The organism is Neoalteromonas flava (genome assembly GCF_002807685.1).
GTDB lineage: Bacteria > Pseudomonadota > Gammaproteobacteria > Enterobacterales > Alteromonadaceae > Alteromonas_E > Alteromonas_E flava.
In genome coordinates, this window is sequence record NZ_PEAX01000003.1 from 348,607 (window position 1) to 364,298 (window position 15,692).

Consider the following 15,692-nt stretch of genomic DNA (forward strand, 5'->3'; position numbering starts at 1 on the left):
TACGGCGAAATAGTAAGCCGCACCGCGGTCGCTTAACAAGCATGCGCCTTTATTCAGGGTAACTTGATTAACATAACTAGACGTTTTACATGACTTAGGTAGCTCCCTAGTCATAACTTTAAGCTTTAAATTGCTGTCTACGTTCTGTGCAAATTAGCGTATACTTTTAGTCAAGAGTAAATGAAGTACGCATTATGGACGCAAAAATACAAGGATCGTTAGTCGTTGTTGGTACCGGGATCAGTGTCTCTGGGCAAATGACTGCCATTGCCCAAAATCAAATCCGCGCTGCCGATGAAGTTTATGTGGCCATTCCGAATAAGCCGGGCATCGAGTATATCCGTCAATTAAATCCCAGTTTGCATCTATTAACGGATTTTTATGCCGAAGGCAAATCTCGCATCCAAACCTACCAGCAAATGGTTGATGTATTAATCGCAGCAGTCAGCCAAGGGAAACGTGTTTGTGCGGCTTTTTATGGTCATCCAGGCGTTTTTGTAAATCCATCACATCGCGTGATCCAGCTTTTACGCGAGCGTGGATTCGCAGCGCATATGGAGCCAGGGATCAGTGCCGAGGACTGTTTAGTTGCTGATTTGGGTATTGATCCTGCCGAGTATGGCTGCCAAAGCTATGAAGCGACCCAATTTTTATTCCGCAAGTACGCAATTGACCCTCACATGACGCAAATTATATGGCAGATTTGGGGGGTAGGTGATCATACTTTTACGTCAAAGTTAGCGCATACAACTGATGGTCTTAAACTCCTGACTGAGAAGTTAAAACGATATTATCCAGCTGAACAGCGTGTGATAATCTATGAAGCAAAGACTTCACCAATATTTGTCTCTCGTATTGCGGAGGTCACCTTAAAAGAATTGCCAGACGCGACATTGTCAGCGGTATCTACATTGGTAATACCGGGTAACTCTTTACCAGATTTTGATCATGATGCGTTAGATGCTTTGGGGCTAACTGAAGATGATATCCTAAGCCATTTGGATAGCCCCGGAAGTCCCACTACTTTAGCTAAATAAGCAAAAAATAAGGAACTGATATGACTGATCGTTTAGTTGAATTTGTCACTGAGCTTGACCAAAACCCGAAATTACAAGAGCAATACAAAGTGTCTCCGCGCGCAACTGCTGAATCATTTGGTGTTGAAGAAAAAGATCTAGACCTACTCTTTGGTGGTGATCAGGCGGCCCTTAAAGAGCGTTTAGAGATGGCCGGCCTAAAGTCAATTCAATGGGTGACTCACGCAAAATAATCCTATGTTTAGAATTGTCGCTGGGCTAATTGTAGGGGTGTATTTGATGGCTTTTATTAGTCATCCCACTCATGCTGACCAAAACCTTAACGGGCATGCGTTGCTGGATGCTGTTGAGCGTAACATGCTAATCGACAGGGCAGAGGCTGAGCGACTTTTACAATTGAGCGCCACAGACGCCATAGTTCAGAATTCGCAGAGTTTACAAAGTTACTATCACAACTTGCTCGCTTACCATCAAATAATGAATGGTGCGCTAGCTATGGCGCTTGAAAATATTCAACAGGCCAAAGATTTTGCCAATGCCAGCGACAACCAAGACCAACTAGGCGATGCCTTCCGGCGCGAAGGTTTTGTATACGATCAGCTCGGTCAATACCCCAAGGCGCTTGAAGTATTTATCCGCAGTATGAATATTTTTCGTGCTATTGATAGTCCAAAGGTAACACTAAGTTTAGATGGATTAATCAATATTTATGAAAGTTTGGATCAATATGATAAACAAGCGGAATATAGCTGGATCTCCCTTGAGGAAGCGCTCAAACATAAGAATACACAAGCAGTCGCATCGGCCCATCATAATTTAGGCTTAGTCTTTCTAAGTCGAAAGGAGTATGAGCAAGCACGTTATCATTTTGAACAGGAATTAGACGCTCATAATCAATCCGAATCCCCCTTTTTAGTAACCAATTATTATGGCTTTGCGCGGTTAGAATTAGCAGAGGGACGATTGGAGGAAGCTGCCCAATATATCGAAAAAGCCAAGGCTTTTATCGATGCAATTAATTTCACTTATGCGCTCCCAGATATTTTATTCGTTGAAAGTGATATCCGTTTAGCGCAAGGGCAACGAGAACTCGCGACGCAATTGCTCAATCGCGCAGCGTTTCTTTCAGAGCAGATTAAATCAACAGATAAGCACATTACAGCTCTTGAAAAGCTTGCTGCCGTATACGAGCAGGGGGGGGAGTTTCAAAAGAGCTTAGCGGCCTTTAAAAAGAAAACAAAAATAGCAGATGAAGCTCAGTTAGCCAAAGAGCGTCAGTTATTGACAATAAATCAGGCAAGACTTGATTTAGAGACCAAGAACCGGCAAATCGAGCAATTACAACTTGAGCAAAAAATTAGCTCGCAGCAATTGCAATTACAAGTGTTGTTATTGACGTCTGCGGTTATTACCATGACGATTTTAGTGGTATTTACTGTTCGCCTTCAACGTCAGAAAAAAGCACTGCGCAAAACCTCTGCCGAACTCCAACGAGCCACCGATGCAAAATCTTCGTTCGTTGCGCGCATGAGTCATGAAATCCGTACACCAATCAATGCCATAATCGGGTTAACCAAGCTTTCATTGCGGAGTAGTGAAGATCAACAACAAGCAACGAATCTAAAGCAAATCGAGGACTCATCGCAAACCTTATTGGGATTGGTCAACGACATTCTTGATTTTTCTAAAATCGAGGCTGGCAAGATGACGCTGGAATCTAAGCCGTTTAGTTTAGACGATGTAATCGAAAGCTCTATGCGCATGATTGGGCTAAAAGCCCACGAAAAAGGGGTTGAATTATCTCGGTTTATAAGTCCAGATGTGCCGCTAAGAATTCGTGGAGATGCACTTCGATTACAGCAGGTGCTTAATAACTTGTTAAGTAACGCGATAAAATTTACCGACGAGGGGAGCATATCAGTCGTGGTTAATCGCCTGTTTAATGAAAATTCACTGGTTTTGCGCTTTGAAGTGAAAGATACCGGAACTGGCATGTCTAGCACGCAAAAAGAACGTTTATTCAGTGCATTTTCTCAAGCAGATGAATCGATTACACGACGCTATGGCGGGACCGGGCTGGGACTTTCCATTTCTAAACAGTTGGTCGAGCTAATGGGCGGTCAGATTGGCGTTGAAAGTGTGCCTAGTCAAGGTTCAGTATTTTACTTCACCATTACTACTCAAAAAGTTGATGAACCCAAATTACGCAGTTTCAATGCGTCTAACGATAAACTTCGTGTATTGGTTATTGACCATGACCCTGCCACTTGCGAATTGTGTGAGCAAACGTTTAATCGAATGGATTTAACGGTCACGATAGCCAATGATGGTATGTCTGGGATCACATTGATGCGGATTGCGGTTCAAGAGAAGCAACCGTATGACATTATCCTATTGAATTGGAAAATGCCTCACATCGATGGCGTCGAGGTAGCGTCGATTGTGCGCGAAGAATTTCGTGAGACTTCGCCACACATTATTATGTTAGCAGAGCATGATCTGGCCACGTTAAAAGCGTTAGTAAACCCGTTAGGGATCAGTTGTTTCTTAACCAAGCCAGTGAGTGCAAGTGCAATATTTGATGCGATTATAAACCTGTCTGCAAGTGCAGTTCTAGAACCGAAAACGTCAGCTTTTGACTTTGATAACGTACCTGATTTCAGTGCAATCCATATTTTATTGGCGGAAGACAATGCACTTAATCGCAAAGTTGCAATAGGGTATTTGAAAGATACAAAAGCACGCATTAGCGTCGCAGAGAATGGTCAACGAGCGGTAGATATCGTGCAGCAAGACAATAGTATCGATTTAATTTTAATGGACATTCAAATGCCGGTTATGGATGGACTTACTGCAACACAAAAGATCCGCCAAGATCTTAAGCTCAATGTTCCCATTATTGCTATGACTGCGCATGCCATTGACGAAGACATTGAGCGCACCAGAAGGGTGGGTATGAATGCACACATCGTAAAACCGATTGAACCAGCAGCGCTTATTGACGTGATCAAGCAGCTCGTTAATTAGTTATGGTATCCAATTTCGAATCTAGTGGTTGAATTGTGGCGGCGCGAATGAATTTTTTCCACGGGAATTCGATAAAGGTTGATATTTAACATATCAAGCTGAAACCAACGACTCCCATCAAGATACCTATTTTTGAGCCGATAACCTATGCAATTACGCAAACCAAGCGAAAAAGTATCCATCAATACTTGCTTTGTAGGTAAGCCTCGCTAATCTAGATATAAATAATAAAACGAGAAAGCATATGTTTGTAAAAGCCAGCCGTCTTGAAGAGGCGCAGCAAAAGAATCGTAACTTACAGCATCAGGTTGCAGAATTAGCGGCTGATAAGGCGCAACTCGAACAAGAAAATGAAGCATTACAAGCAGAGCTGGAAAAATTAACCAGCAGTGATACCGGCTCATTTGAGAACCAATTAGCCAGAGCCGTTCTCTCGTCCTTACAGCAGGTGGAAGGTATTCGCACCACGGTACTTGAATCATTTCAACGCATTGACGAAGAATCCGGAGCCATCCAAACCGTTAATGAGTTATTTGATACAGCAACCGCATCGCTGGATGACATCGTAAGCGCCATGAACGCGATGGGCGGAAAGATGGAAGGTATGAACACCAGTATTACTGGACTCTCTGAAAAAGCAGATAGTATTAATAAATTTGTGTCCACCATCACGAGTATTTCTGATCAAACCAACTTGCTTGCACTTAACGCTGCTATTGAAGCTGCGCGTGCCGGGGATGCTGGGCGCGGCTTTAGTGTTGTTGCTGATGAGGTAAGAACACTCGCAACCGAGACTAACAAATCTGCCAGTGAAGTTTCTGACCTGGTGTCTAACATAATTGCATCAACGAAGTCAGCGGTTAGTTCAGTGGATGAAATCCGTGAGAATAATACTGAATTGTCGTCCGGTGTATCAAACCTTAATCAACACTATACGCAGATCATTGAGTGTTGTTCGTCGATGAAAAACACTATCAGTGATTCATCAGTCAGAACATTTATTCAAACCGTGAAGTTAGATCATATTGTTTGGAAGTCAGACGTGTACGCAGTACTTTATGGTTTGAGTACAAAATCTGCCGACGATTTTGCTGATCAGCTTAGTTGTAGGTTAGGTAAATGGTACAACGGCGACGGTAAATCGTTGTTTGGTAATGAATCAGCATATAAACAGTTAGAGAAACCGCATGGCGAGTTACATCGAAGTGGTGTTAAAGCACTAGAAGCGTTCAAGGCTGGGGATACGGTTAAAATCTTAGAAGAATTGACGCGCATGGAACAGGCTTCAGATAAGATTATGGCCGTCTTGGATTCTCTCACTGAGCTCTAAGTACAGCCTCGCTATTAGATTTACGCTTTTGGGGTTAGAAGCGTGTTGCTCCCTTGTTAACTGCTCCATGATGGTCAAAAATTGAACTTGTGGAGCTTAACTATACGCTGAGTAGTAATTTGTCTTTTTCTGCTCGCTACAGCGATTTAAGCCGCTGAATTTGCAGTGACATTTGCTTACGGTAATACCCAACCTTTCCTCACAGACGAGTCGCTGTGCACTTTAGCAAATCGCAAGTGAATCGGTTCATAAACCGTTCAGGTTCAATGACTATAGTTAAATGTGATGAAATTCCTGCCTACTAGGATGTTAATTTAGGCAGGTTTGCATCTTAATGATATTTTCGTTGAATTACACAAGGACCTTGGATAATGAAGAAACACTATCAACTGATTGTTTGTGCTGCGTTTGTCACAGCGCTCTTTACTTACCCGGTATTAGCTCAACCATATTCTGAAACTGCGGTGCCTGAAGATATGGAGGTCGTGTCGGTGCAAGGGGTACGCTCGTCTGCCTATTATTTGCGCGAATATGAACGGGCTAAATTTGCCATGTATGAAGCGTTCAATGAGATAAATACTATTAAAGAATTTACTATAGATTGCAGAGTGGTTAAGCCCGTCGGCACGCAGATCGCTAAAAAGGAATGTTTACCTCGCTTCTATCGCGATGAGTGGGGGTACCAAAGTCAAATGTTTATGTTAGGCGCATCAAATTCTCTGCCAGCACATGAGAGTGATATTGCATTTGCAACCAAGCATAAACAAAAAGCGTTTTATCAACACATTGAAGAATTAGCCAAAGATTCACCAGAGTTGCTGGCGCACTTACATAATATATCAAATCGGCTCGAAGATTATCTGGAACGTAAGAATCCAGAAATGGTAATGGAATAGGTAATCCCTAATAGTCGCACGCGGTGGTTGCAGCCAGCGTCTCAGCACTATATAATGCGCCTCATTGTTGACACGGGCTCCCTCGAACGGATAGTAACGTGTCACGCGAGGCACGTGTTGTGTAAGCGCAACTTGCCGATTCATTAAATGGGGTTTAAATAACGCCCATCCAGTATATGAGCCCCGCATTGTTCGGGGTTTTTTATTGGTATTTTCCGTATCGGCACTACTTGGACGTGCTTTTCTGATGGGCTATAGGCCCTTTTTTCGTATTTGGAGGTTTGTTTGTCGCAATTAGAAAAACGACTAACAGAAATGTTGAATTCGCCAGTTGAAGCCTTGGGCTATGAATTGGTGGGTATCGAATTTGTGCGGGCTGGAAAACACTCCATTCTGCGCGTTTTCATTGATCATGAAAATGGTATTAGCGTGGATGACTGCGCTGATGTTAGCCATCAGGTCAGTGCGGTACTCGATGTTGAAGACCCAATAAGTACAGAATACAACCTTGAAGTGTCTTCGCCTGGCATGGATAGACCTTTATTTAAAGAACAGCATTATCAAGCGGTTGTGGGCGAAATGGTCAGTGTGCGCCTAGCCATGCCAATGAACAACCGACGTAATTTTAAAGGCACGTTGTTGGCTGCTGAAAACGGCGTGGTGAGTGTTGAAGTGGACGGGCAGAAGTTTGATCTGGCGTTTGCAAATATTGAAAAAGGGAACCTGGTTCCAACGTTTGATTAACAGCTCAATTACGCTGTAATTGTCAATGAGGCAGAAATGAGTAAAGAAATACTATTGGTGGCGGAAGCCGTATCAAATGAAAAGCAAGTTCCTCGTGAAAAAATATTTGAAGCGTTGGAATACGCCCTAGCGAGCGCCACTAAAAAGAAAAATGAAGGCGAAATTGAAGTTCGTGTTGAAATTGACCGTTCTACGGGTGATTTTGATACATTTCGTCGTTGGTTAGTGATCCCAGATGATCAGCCGCAGGAAAATCCATATGCGGAGATGACGTTGTCGGCGGCGCAAATCGATGAGCCTGAGATTCAGGTTGGAGATTTTGTCGAAGAACAAATTGAATCAATCGCGTTTGACCGCATTACCACACAAACGGCTAAGCAAGTGATTGTGCAAAAAGTTCGCGAGGCAGAACGTGCGCAAATGATCGCAGAATACGAAGATCGTGTCGGTGATCTGGTAACTGGTACGGTTAAAAAAGTTAATCGCGATAACGTTATCATTGATTTGGGTAATAACGCAGAAGGCGTTATTTTCCGCGATGATATGTTACCGCGCGAAACGTTCCGTCCAGGCGATCGTGTTCGTGGTTTATTATACGTTATTCGTCCAGAAGCGCGCGGCGCACAGTTATTTATCAGCCGTACTCATCCGGATATGCTAGTTGAGCTGTTCCGTTTGGAAGTGCCTGAAATCGCTGAAGAAACACTTGAAATCAAATCCGCAGCACGTGATCCAGGTTCGCGCGCGAAGATTGCTGTAAAGACCAATGATAAGCGGCTTGATCCGGTTGGAGCCTGTGTTGGTATGCGAGGCTCTCGAGTTCAGGCTGTATCGGGTGAACTTGGTGGTGAGCGCGTTGATATCGTATTGTGGGATGAAAACCCTGCACAATTCGTGATTAACGCCATGGCTCCTGCTGAAGTAGCGTCCATCGTTGTCGATGAAGACAGTGGTACAATGGATGTGGCGGTTGAAGCCGATAACCTTGCTCAAGCGATTGGGCGCAGTGGTCAAAACGTACGTTTAGCGAGTCAGCTTACTGGCTGGGAGCTTAACGTAATGACAGTTGAAGACCTCAACAATAAACATGCTGAAGAAAATGCCAAAGTGCTTGGTGTGTTTACTGAAGGTCTCGACATTGATGAAGATTTCGCCAGCGTGTTAGTTGACGAAGGCTTCACAACTTTAGAAGAAGTCGCCTATGTGCCGGTAGGTGAGTTGTTAGCGATAGAAGGTCTCGACGAAGATACTGTTGAAGAGTTACGTAATCGAGCTCGCGCTGCGTTAACAACACAGGCACTGAAAAATGAAGAATCCCTAGAAGCTAATGAGCCAACTCAAGAGTTATTGGATTTGGAAGGTATGGAACGACATGTTGCGTTCGTACTGGCCAGTCGTGGAATTACCGACCTGGAAGCGTTGGCCGAGCAAGGCACTGATGAGATCAGTGATATAGAAGAGTTAGACGAAGCAAAAGCGGGTGAGCTGATTATGGCAGCACGCAACATTGTTTGGTTTAACGAAGAGTAGGGTCAACAAGAGGAATTACGCGTAATGGCAGAAGTATCCATTGAAAAACTCGCCACAGATATTGGCACAACGGTTGACCGACTGTTAACTCAGTTTAAAGATGCGGGCATCACAAAAGCGGCCGCAGATAGCGTCACAGAAGATGAAAAGCGTCAACTGTTAGATTATCTCAGTAAACAACACGGCGGCACAGGGTCAGAAGCACCAAAGCGTATGACCTTACAGCGCAAAACAACCAGTACACTGAGTGTTGGTAAGTCTAAAGCAGTTAAGGTAGAGGTGCGCAAGAAGCGTACTTACGTTAAACGCACAGAAGTTGAAGAGCAGCGCTTAGCGGAAGAAGAAGCAAAACGTAAAGCTGAAGAAGCTGAAGCGCGCCGTAAAGCTGAGCAAGAAGCGGCTGACAAAGCGCGTCAAGCGGCTGAAGAAGCGAAGCGCAAAGCTGATGAAGCACGCAAAGCGCAAGAAGCTGAACGTGCAGCACGTGCTGAGAAAGCGAAGAAAGAAGCGGAAGAGCGCAAAGCTGCTGAATCTACTCTAAGCCCAGAAGAGAAAGCTGAGCAAGAGGCTGCGCAGAAAGAAGCGGAGCGGATCAAGAAGCAACAGGAAGAAGAAGCGCAGCGTAAACTTGAAGAAGATGCTAAGCGTGCAGCTGAAGAAGCTCGTAAGCTAGCAGAGGAAAACGAGCGTCGTTGGAAAGAAGAAGAAGAGCGTCGTAAGCGCGAAGAAGCTGAAGAGGTGCATTTGCACTCAAATCGCTACGCGCAAGAAGCCGAAGACGAAGAAGATATGCAGGTAGAGCGTTCTTCACGCCGTCGCAAGAAGCGCAAGAATGCGGGTGAAGACCTTAAGCATAGCTTCCAGAAGCCTGCATCGCCGGTTGAACGTGTGGTTAAACTCGGTGAAACCATCACTGTAGGCGAGTTGGCTAGTCGTATGGCAATTAAAGCCACTGAAGTCATTAAAACCATGATGAAAATGGGTGAGATGGCGACCATTAACCAAGTACTCGATCAAGACACTGCGGTATTAGTGATCGAAGAAATGGGTCACAAATACGAGCTGGTAAACGACAATGCGCTTGAAGACGAATTGTTGGCAGATACTGACCAAGGCGAAAAAACCACTCGTGCTCCGGTAGTTACCATCATGGGTCACGTTGACCATGGTAAAACCTCATTATTGGATTATATTCGTCGTGCAAAAGTTGCTGATGGTGAAGCGGGTGGTATTACTCAGCACATCGGTGCATACAGTGTTGAAACTGATAAAGGGCGAATCGCTTTCTTAGATACCCCTGGTCACGCCGCATTTACTGCAATGCGAGCACGTGGTGCTACGGCTACAGACATAGTGGTATTAGTTGTTGCTGCGGATGATGGCGTAATGCCACAAACCAAAGAAGCTGTGCAACATAGTCGTGCAGCTGGTGTACCGTTAATCGTCGCAGTCAATAAAATGGATAAAGAAACTGCCGATCCAGATCGTGTTAAGACCGAACTATCTCAACTGGAAGTCATTTCAGAGGAGTGGGGCGGAGAGCATCAGTTTGTTAACGTTTCTGCGAAGACAGGAATGGGTATTGACGAGCTGTTAGATGCCATCACCTTGCAAGCCGAATTACTCGATCTACAAGCAGTTTCAAGCGGTCCTGGTCGCGGTATCGTAATCGAATCACGGTTGGATAAAGGTCGCGGACCAGTGGCTTCTGTTTTAGTCCAACAAGGTGAACTAAAGGCGGGTGATATCTTACTGTGTGGTGAAGAATATGGTCGCGTGCGCGCCATGCGTGATGAGAACGGTAACGAAGTGAAAACTGCCGGTCCATCAACCCCAGTAGAAGTGCTTGGCCTATCAGGTGTGCCAATCGCTGGCGAAGATGCATTGGTAGTGAAAGACGAACGTAAAGCTCGAGAAGTGGCAGCGAAACGTCATGCTAAACAGCGCGAATTGAAACTAGCTAAACAGCAAAAAGCGAAACTCGAAAACATGTTTGCGAACATGGAAGCGGGTGATGTTAGCGAACTTAATATTGTTCTGAAAGCTGATGTTCAAGGTTCTGTTGAAGCTATCTCTGAATCATTAATCAAACTGTCTACAGACGAGGTTAAAGTTAACATCGTGGGTAGTGGTGTTGGTGGGATCACGGAAACGGATGCCAGCCTTGCTGCAGCATCCAGTGCAATCATTCTTGGCTTTAACGTACGGGCAGATGCCACTGCGCGTCGTGTTATTGAAGCGGAAGAAATTGATTTGCGCTATTACAGCGTAATCTACAATTTGATTGACGAAGTTAAGCAAGCCATGAGCGGTATGTTGGCACCAGAATTCAGACAAGAAATTATGGGTCTAGCAGAAGTTCGTGATGTGTTTAAGTCGCCGAAGCTGGGAGCGATTGCTGGTTGTATGGTGACCGAGGGTACGGTTAAACGTAGCAACCCAATCCGTGTTCTCCGTGATAACGTGGTTATCTACGAAGGTGAACTAGAATCACTGCGTCGCTTTAAAGACGATGTGCAAGAAGTCCGTAACGGGATGGAATGTGGTATCGGCGTTAAGAACTACAATGACGTAAAAGTCGGCGACCAGATCGAAGTATTCGAAGTGGTTGAAGTTAAACGCGAAATTTAATTTTCGCTGTTGGTTTCGCAGAATAACGGAGGCGTCAGCCTCCGTTTTGCGCTTAATACCAACTTAATAGGAGTAATGTATGGCTCGCGAGTTTTCACGTACTGATCGCGTTTCACAGCAGATCCACAAAGAAGTCGCAAGTATTCTACAAAATGAAGTGAAGCACCGGATCCCGGAGTTGATCATGGTCACTGTTTCTGGTGTTGAAGTATCGCGTGATCTTGCGCATGCGAAGGTATTCGTTACCTTCTATGAAAATGATCAAGCAATCGTTGAAGCGAATTTAAAGTTGTTGCAAGAGGCAAAGGGTATGGTGCGTTCGTTATTGGCGAAACGTGTTCGCATGCGTTCAGTGCCGGCAGTCCACTTCGTGCGTGATACGTCATTGACTGAAGGTATCCGCATTGCCAATTTGGTTTCACAAACCATTGCTGATGATGAACGCCGCTCAGGTAAGAAATCCTCTGACGAGGACAATTAGTGGGGCGCAGAAATAAAGGGCGTGCGGTTAACGGCATGCTGATGCTCAATAAAGGGCTGGAAATATCTTCAAATGACGCCTTACAAAAGGTCAAGCGTTTGTATAAGGCCGCCAAAGCCGGTCATACTGGAGCGCTTGATCCTTTGGCTTCGGGCATGTTGCCGATTTGTTTGGGTGAGGCAACAAAATTTTCGCAATTTCTGCTGGATGCGGATAAAACCTATGAGGTTACCGCAACCTTTGGGGTGCGTACTGCAACCTCTGATGCCGATGGGGATATTGTCGCTGAACATCCAGTAACGTTTTCAGAACAAGATTTGCGTAGCACAATTGCAGCATTCACCGGTGCGTCTAAGCAAGTACCCTCCATGTATTCAGCACTTAAGTATGAGGGAAAGCCTCTATACTGGTATGCGCGCAAAGGCTTGACTGTTGAGCGAGAAGCTCGCGACATTATGATTTATGCATTGGAACTCACCGGATTTGATGGCACCCATGCGACCATGCGTGTGCACTGCTCCAAAGGGACCTACATTCGAACCTTGGTTGACGACATGGGGCAAGAGCTCGGCTGCGGAGCCTATGTGTCTAAGCTGCACCGGGTTGCTGTGTCACACTATGCTGATGAGCCAATGTATACGCTAGCTGATCTCACAGCTATAGCTGAGCAAGATGATGATAATGATTTTGCGGCACTGGATAATTTACTGCTGCCCATGGATGCAGCTGCCAGTGATCTAGCAATAATGGAAGTGGACCAAGCTAATGGTGAGCGTTTTTTGCGTGGCCAGAGTATTTGTTGCACTTTAGACTGTGGATTAGGTACTTTTGTCCGGGTGTATCAACAGGTTGAGGGCGAACCAAAGGCACGATTTATTGGGGTAGGTGAGCATATCGAACGCGCACGTGACCAATCGCCAAGTTTGTTTGCTGAGCATACCTTTGTGACGCCAAAACGATTAGTGGTATTTCCATCCTCTTAGCAAGCAGTGGCTGATAAATTACTGCAGCAAAAACTTGCGTTGTGATGCTACATCGCTATAATACGCGCTCTTTTGAGCTTGGCTGAATTAGTGATCGGTCGGCTCGTTCGATAAACTCATTAGGAGATCCTATGCTCACTAAACAAGAAACGGCACAAATCATTACTGATTACGCAACCAAAGAAGGCGACACTGGTTCACCTGAAGTACAGGTTGCTTTGTTAACGCACAACATCAACAAGCTTCAAGGCCACTTTGCTAGCAACAAAAAAGATCACCACTCACGTCGTGGTTTGTTACGCATGGTTAGCCAACGTCGTAAAATGCTGGATTACCTTAAAGGTAAGAATGCAGAGCGTTACACTGATTTGATCAAACGCTTAGGTTTACGTCGTTAATTCGATGTCGAATCCAGAAAAAAGCGCCTTTAGGCGCTTTTTTTTATGGGGCTTGAAATTGTTTCAACGCAGCAAGATGTTATGCTTTACCTGCATTCTTTACCCTATGGAGTTGCGCTACCGCTAGCGACACGTGTTGCTAGATCGCGGATTTCAGTTTCCAATTGTCCAATGCGGGTGACTAACGTGGCATTGCGCTGCTCTAGGAGTCTAAGCTTTTCTGTCGTAGATTTGAGGTCACGTTCACCTTGCCCGTTAGCAGCTGCCAAACGCTCTAGCTGAACATTGATAGCAAGGAGCTCACTGGCAACATTTTCGACCTGCGTTTGCATACCATTAATACTTTGCTTGTTAGTGGTGGCACTTTGGTTAGCCGCGTTAGCCGTCGAGCGCAGGGATGCTACTTGTTCATCAACTTTAGTATTAAGATCGCCAATTTCTTTTTGATTACGGCGCCAAGCAGAAGCCCAAAGTTTATCCATCTGGTCCCAAAGTTCTTCCGCACGGTTGGATAATTCCGAAACCTTGACTTGTAGCGCCACTGTGGATTCACCCAGATCTTCTCCGGTCGCAGAAAGGCGGTTTTCTAAATCCGCAATTCGCGCTTCTGCGGCAGTTGCCGCTGTGAGTTGTTGTTGTAACTGCATATAAAGATAACCGGCAGCACCACCCGCACCAAGCGCCAACAACAAGGCAAAAACCGCTAAACCATTACCACTTGAGCCACTGCTTGTAGCTGCACTACTAGAAGACGGTGCCGGGCTTGCGCCAGCAGTAGAGGGTTTAGCTTTTTGTTGATATCCACGGCGATCTTCTTCATCTAACATGATGCGTGGTAAATCATCATCATTTCTATTGCTCATTCGTTAACAGCACTCTGAAAATTTAATTGGTTATTACGGCATGATAGCCCGATGCCGCCTGTGTTTACAATGCTTCTGGCCAGTTTAGTCGTCACTATTGCCTATCCATTCAACACGATAAAGATCGCGTCTACGGTCAAGGTAGTTGCGCACGGAACCTTCATTTTGCAGTTTGGTTAACTTATCAAAATCGAGGTCAACAATAAGCGTCATTTCCGTGTTAGGTGTGGTTTCTGACACAATAGCATCATGCGGAAAGGCAAAGTCAGAGGGAGAGAATACTGCGGTTTGCCCATACTGAATATCGACATTATCGACTTTCGGTAAATTACCCACACTGCCCGCAATGGCAACATAGCACTCGTTTTCGATAGCTCTAGCCTGCGCACAGCGGCGCACCCGCAGATAGCCATTTTTAGTATCTGTCCAGAAAGGCACAAACAGCACCTGCATTTCTTGATCGGCCAGTAAACGGGCAAGTTCAGGAAATTCTACGTCGTAACAAATCAGCACCCCGATTTTGCCAAAGTCGGTATCAAACGCGGTTAATTGATTGCCTCCTTTCATGATCCAGTCTTCTTTTTCATGCGGCGTAGGGTGTAATTTATGTTGATTTTCAATTTGTCCATCGCGGTGACAGAGATAACTCACGTTGTACAACTCGTCATCTTCGATCACTGGCATCGAGCCTGCGATAATATTGATGTTATAACTCACCGCGAGATGCGACATAGCGGTTAGAATTTCTTCCGTGTAAGTGGCAAGATGCCAAATCGCATCGATTGAGCTGTCAGATGGGCTTAATCCCATCAATGGCGCGTTAAAGAATTCAGGGAATAACGCAACATCACACTTGTAGTCACTCAATGCGTCGACAAAGTACTCCACTTGTTGCAGCAACTCTTCCACATTTTCAAAATAGCGCATCTGCCATTGAACGCAGCCAATGCGCGCGGTGGATTTATTGCCGCCAATAAGACTGGGTTTTTCTGCATCGTAATAGATGTTGTGCCACTGCAGTAAGGTGGCATAGCCTAATGACGCCTTGTCTTCAGGTAAATAGGCTTTTAGAACCTGCTTAACCTCAAAGCCATTGGAAATTTGAAAGGTAAGGGTGGGGTCGTAAATATCTTTCGACTTGACCTGCTCGATGTACTCATAGGGCGTCATCGAGTGCGCATGCTTCGAATAATTGGGGATCCGACCACCGGCTATAATCGATTTCAGGTTGAGGTTCCGACATAGCTCCTTACGCGCCTCATACAAACGCTGCCCAAGCCGCATTCCACGATACTCAGGCGAGACGAAAATATCCACGCCGTACAGTACATCACCGTTAGGATCGTGCGTAGTTAAATAGGCGTCACCGGTAATTTCATCGTAGGTGTGTTTGTCACCAAATTGTTCGTAATCAACAATGACTGCAAATGCCGCGGCGACGACTTTACCTTTATCTTCGATACAAATTTGGCCCTCGGGAAAGGTCGAGATTTGTGCTTTATACTCCTTTAACGTCCATGCTCCGCCCACTTGAGCATAAACCACATCCATTAGCTCTTTGATATCGGCAAAGTCATCCATTTTTAGGTGGCGTAATTCTAGTAGGTGTTCAGATTCTTCGTTGATAGATGGGGTACTGTCAGTCACAAATTAATCCTCAAATTGCACAAACTATAATTGCGCAGTAATCCAAGTTGATGTTGTTTGTATCCATTATTGTTAATCCGCGTTGAATTTCCGCGTCTACTTGAATAAACATGTTACAAACTGTG

Annotated in this window: 13 protein-coding genes; 11 read left to right on the top strand and 2 right to left on the bottom strand. The window is 45.0% G+C overall.

Annotated elements, in window-relative coordinates:
• The first annotated feature begins 194 nt into the window (after positions 1 to 194).
• The 11 genes from CSH92_RS07640 (at position 195) to rpsO (ending at position 13,057) form a co-directional block, all read left to right on the top strand.
• Positions 195 to 1,037, top strand: a complete 843-nt coding sequence (locus CSH92_RS07640) for an SAM-dependent methyltransferase (protein ID WP_100657023.1) — start codon at positions 195 to 197, stop codon at positions 1,035 to 1,037.
• 20 nt (positions 1,038 to 1,057) lie between these two features.
• The gene (locus CSH92_RS07645; protein WP_100657024.1) at positions 1,058 to 1,270 is read left to right on the top strand and encodes a hypothetical protein; all 213 of its coding nucleotides are present in this window, start codon (positions 1,058 to 1,060) and stop codon (positions 1,268 to 1,270) included.
• 4 nt (positions 1,271 to 1,274) lie between these two features.
• Entirely contained in the window at positions 1,275 to 4,064 is a 2,790-nt protein-coding gene (locus CSH92_RS07650) for a tetratricopeptide repeat-containing hybrid sensor histidine kinase/response regulator (protein WP_100657025.1), read from the top strand.
• Between the two features lie 244 nt (positions 4,065 to 4,308).
• Positions 4,309 to 5,394 carry a methyl-accepting chemotaxis protein gene (locus CSH92_RS07655; protein WP_100657026.1) on the top strand — a complete coding sequence of 362 codons (1,086 nt, stop codon included), beginning with the start codon at positions 4,309 to 4,311 and terminating at the stop codon, positions 5,392 to 5,394.
• A 371-nt stretch (positions 5,395 to 5,765) separates the two neighbouring features.
• Entirely contained in the window at positions 5,766 to 6,290 is a 525-nt protein-coding gene (locus CSH92_RS07660; protein ID WP_100657027.1) for a hypothetical protein, read from the top strand.
• Between the two features lie 285 nt (positions 6,291 to 6,575).
• Entirely contained in the window at positions 6,576 to 7,034 is a 459-nt protein-coding gene (rimP, locus tag CSH92_RS07665; protein ID WP_100657028.1) for a ribosome maturation factor RimP, read from the top strand.
• 36 nt (positions 7,035 to 7,070) lie between these two features.
• Positions 7,071 to 8,564, top strand: a complete 1,494-nt coding sequence (nusA, locus tag CSH92_RS07670; protein WP_100657029.1) for a transcription termination factor NusA — start codon at positions 7,071 to 7,073, stop codon at positions 8,562 to 8,564.
• 24 nt (positions 8,565 to 8,588) lie between these two features.
• A complete protein-coding gene (gene infB, locus CSH92_RS07675; RefSeq protein WP_100657030.1) occupies positions 8,589 to 11,195 on the top strand; it encodes a translation initiation factor IF-2 in 2,607 nt (868 codons plus the stop codon).
• A 79-nt stretch (positions 11,196 to 11,274) separates the two neighbouring features.
• Complete coding sequence (gene rbfA, locus CSH92_RS07680; protein ID WP_100657031.1) at positions 11,275 to 11,676, top strand: 30S ribosome-binding factor RbfA; 402 nt, start codon at positions 11,275 to 11,277, stop codon at positions 11,674 to 11,676.
• Positions 11,676 to 12,659, top strand: coding sequence for a tRNA pseudouridine(55) synthase TruB (gene truB, locus CSH92_RS07685; protein ID WP_100657032.1), 984 nt, complete (start codon positions 11,676 to 11,678; stop codon positions 12,657 to 12,659). Before rbfA ends, truB begins: the two co-directional genes overlap by 1 nt.
• A gap of 131 nt (positions 12,660 to 12,790) precedes the next feature.
• Complete coding sequence (rpsO, locus tag CSH92_RS07690) at positions 12,791 to 13,057, top strand: 30S ribosomal protein S15 (protein WP_100657033.1); 267 nt, start codon at positions 12,791 to 12,793, stop codon at positions 13,055 to 13,057.
• Positions 13,058 to 13,161: 104 nt separating this feature from the next.
• Here the strand turns inward: rpsO and CSH92_RS07695 are convergent, their stop codons facing one another.
• Both CSH92_RS07695 and CSH92_RS07700 read right to left on the bottom strand, forming a co-directional pair.
• Positions 13,162 to 13,920 (bottom strand): hypothetical protein, encoded by a 759-nt coding sequence (locus CSH92_RS07695; RefSeq protein ID WP_100657034.1) that lies wholly within the window; start codon positions 13,918 to 13,920, stop codon positions 13,162 to 13,164.
• An 84-nt stretch (positions 13,921 to 14,004) separates the two neighbouring features.
• Positions 14,005 to 15,501 carry a bifunctional GNAT family N-acetyltransferase/carbon-nitrogen hydrolase family protein gene (locus CSH92_RS07700; RefSeq protein ID WP_205662156.1) on the bottom strand — a complete coding sequence of 499 codons (1,497 nt, stop codon included), beginning with the start codon at positions 15,499 to 15,501 and terminating at the stop codon, positions 14,005 to 14,007.
• Positions 15,502 to 15,692 lie beyond the last annotated feature (191 nt).

What these genes read in the sequence shown, in the direction of transcription:
- CSH92_RS07650 (WP_100657025.1), top strand. Translation starts at nt 1,275, where the DNA reads ATGTTTAGAATTGTCGCTGGGCTAATTGTAGGGGTGTATTTGATGGCT.
- CSH92_RS07655 (WP_100657026.1), top strand. Translation starts at nt 4,309, where the DNA reads ATGTTTGTAAAAGCCAGCCGTCTTGAAGAGGCGCAGCAAAAGAATCGT.
- CSH92_RS07640 (WP_100657023.1), top strand. Translation starts at nt 195, where the DNA reads ATGGACGCAAAAATACAAGGATCGTTAGTCGTTGTTGGTACCGGGATC.
- nusA (WP_100657029.1), top strand. Translation starts at nt 7,071, where the DNA reads ATGAGTAAAGAAATACTATTGGTGGCGGAAGCCGTATCAAATGAAAAG.
- infB (WP_100657030.1), top strand. Translation starts at nt 8,589, where the DNA reads ATGGCAGAAGTATCCATTGAAAAACTCGCCACAGATATTGGCACAACG.
- CSH92_RS07695 (WP_100657034.1), bottom strand. Translation starts at nt 13,920, where the DNA reads ATGAGCAATAGAAATGATGATGATTTACCACGCATCATGTTAGATGAA.
- rbfA (WP_100657031.1), top strand. Translation starts at nt 11,275, where the DNA reads ATGGCTCGCGAGTTTTCACGTACTGATCGCGTTTCACAGCAGATCCAC.
- CSH92_RS07700 (WP_205662156.1), bottom strand. Translation starts at nt 15,501, where the DNA reads ATGGATGACTTTGCCGATATCAAAGAGCTAATGGATGTGGTTTATGCT.
- CSH92_RS07660 (WP_100657027.1), top strand. Translation starts at nt 5,766, where the DNA reads ATGAAGAAACACTATCAACTGATTGTTTGTGCTGCGTTTGTCACAGCG.
- CSH92_RS07645 (WP_100657024.1), top strand. Translation starts at nt 1,058, where the DNA reads ATGACTGATCGTTTAGTTGAATTTGTCACTGAGCTTGACCAAAACCCG.
- rpsO (WP_100657033.1), top strand. Translation starts at nt 12,791, where the DNA reads ATGCTCACTAAACAAGAAACGGCACAAATCATTACTGATTACGCAACC.